This is a genomic window from Candidatus Gracilibacteria bacterium, from assembly GCA_010119145.1.
Classification (GTDB): Bacteria; Patescibacteriota; Gracilibacteria; order BD1-5; family UBA6164; genus JAACSU01.
Map to the genome: position 1 here is coordinate 1 of JAACSU010000022.1, position 1,009 is coordinate 1,009.

Below are 1,009 nucleotides of genomic sequence, written 5' to 3' on the forward strand. Positions count from 1 at the left end.
TTCTTTCGATTCCGAGTTTTTTAACAATCAAATAAAAAACGATTTTATTTCTGATTAGACCTTCACTGGCTAAATTATTAACGATTGTATCAAGAGGATCACCCTGTTTGATTACAAATATTTTGAAAACGGTACTTTTTTTATTGACAGGCAAGGAACCCTCACGATAAAATAGGTAGAAGAATACAGAGATTAATATAAATAACGGCAATAAAATTTTAAGTTTTCTCATATTTTTTTGTTTTGTCATCCCCTGACACGCTATTCAATTTTAAAAATTGGTAAATTCCTTAAGGTTGCTTCTGCTTCTTTTAGTCGATATTTATCTTCAGAATATAAAGTAAAAATATGCTCATTTTTGCTTACGGAATGATCTAGTTTTTTTAACAAATAGATCCCGGCCTTTTTATCATTTGGTGAACCCAAGATCTTTGCCACTATGTTAAGATTATGATTGTTTATATCCTTAATTTTACCAGATGTGGAAGATCGGACATCAAATTTATTTTTGGCTAGTTCCAGAGAGTCGGAAGTGATTTTATGAACACCTCCTTGATTTTTTACAATTTCTTGAAATTTTGTTAAGGCAGTTCCTGATTCAAGAATTTTCCTTGCTTCGTCCTCTCCTCCGCCAGCCGGCGGATTTCCCTTCTCTTTATAACAAAGATCTAAAAGCTTTCCTGCCAATCTTAGAGACTTAGCTTCAAGACGGAGAGGGCGATCGGTTTTTTGTTCCAGGACATACAAGACATCGCGTGCTTCAAGTATTGGCCCAATTCCCCGACCGGCAGGTTCGAGTGTCTCATTGATATCACAAATAACCTTAATCCCAAAATGGTGAGCTAAACTTTCAAATTTTTTAGCCACCTCTTCTCCTTCAGAAAAACGATGAATCTTGGCCGTTTTACCGATTGGAATATCTATGACTAAGTGAGTCGTGCCGGCCGCAATTTTTTTTGCCATAACCGAAATAATAATTTTGTCAAATGATTCAAAAGATAGAGGTTCT

Annotated in this window: 1 protein-coding gene; it reads right to left on the bottom strand. The window is 35.2% G+C overall.

Going from position 1 to position 1,009, the window contains the following annotated elements; translation table 25 throughout:
* Positions 1-261: 261 nt before the first annotated feature.
* Complete coding sequence (locus GW846_06405; protein NDK10376.1) at positions 262-963, bottom strand: hypothetical protein; 702 nt, start codon at positions 961-963, stop codon at positions 262-264.
* Positions 964-1,009 lie beyond the last annotated feature (46 nt).